1 protein-coding gene and 1 pseudogene are annotated in these 874 nt (G+C 68.0%); one reads left to right on the top strand and one right to left on the bottom strand.

Annotation, left to right across the window (positions count from 1 at the left end):
- Positions 1-83: 83 nt before the first annotated feature.
- A complete protein-coding gene (locus WS61_RS35975) occupies positions 84-314 on the bottom strand; it encodes a hypothetical protein (protein WP_059504081.1) in 231 nt (76 codons plus the stop codon).
- On the opposite strand from WS61_RS35975, the pseudogene WS61_RS36110 reads away from it, so the two are divergent.
- Positions 202-874: pseudogene (locus tag WS61_RS36110) on the top strand (adhesin); the annotation flags it as partial. The gene WS61_RS35975 and the pseudogene WS61_RS36110 sit on opposite strands and share 113 nt — an antisense overlap.

Genomic DNA, 874 nt, shown 5'->3' with positions numbered 1-874 from the left:
GCAACGAGCTCGCTGTCGACGGCGATCTCGGCGAGCAAGACGCACTACTACAGCGTGAACGACAACGGCACGCAGCAGGCCAACTACAACAACGACGGCGCCACGGGCGTGAACGCGCTGGCGGCGGGCACGGGTGCGACGGCGGCGGGTGCGGCAGGCGTGGCGGTCGGCAACAACACGAACGCGGCAGGAGCCAATACCGTGGCGATCGGTTCGGGTGCGACGGCGTCGAACGCGGGCGCGGTGGCGCTGGGCAGCGGTTCGGTGACGGCCGCGGCCAACCCGACGGCGACCGGCACGGTCGGCGGCGTCACCTACAGCTACGCGGGCACGACGCCGTCGAGCGTGGTGAGCGTGGGTGGACCGGGCGCTGAGCGTCAGATCACGAACGTGGCGGCGGGTCGTGTGGATGCGACGAGCACCGATGCGATCAACGGTTCGCAGCTCGATGCGACCAACCAGGCGGTGACTTCGCTGTCCACGGGGATCGGATCGATATCCAGCTCGGTGTCGACGGTCACGAGCAGCATCGCCTCGTTGTCCACCGGCGTGAGTTCGCTGTCGACGTCCACATCGACCGCCGCAAGCTCGTTGTCGACCGGCGTGAGTTCGCTGTCGACGTCCACGTCGACCATCGCAAGCTCGTTGTCGACCGGCGTGAGTTCGCTGTCGACGTCCACATCGACCGCCGCAAGCTCGTTGTCGACCGGGGTGAGTTCGCTGTCGACGTCCACGTCGACCACCGCAAGCTCGCTGTCGACCGGCGTGAGCTCGCTGTCGACGGGTCTGTCGAGCACGACCAGTTCGGTGACGTCGCTGTCGACGTCGACCTCGACCACGGCCAGCTCGCTGTCCACCGGCCTGTCGAGCACGA

Origin of the sequence: Burkholderia sp. ABCPW 11 (assembly GCF_001523445.1) — a bacterium.
Taxonomy (GTDB): Bacteria; Pseudomonadota; Gammaproteobacteria; order Burkholderiales; family Burkholderiaceae; genus Burkholderia.
The sequence above is the reverse complement of the archived record's forward strand: the minus strand, read 5'-3'. Positions and strand labels throughout refer to the sequence as shown.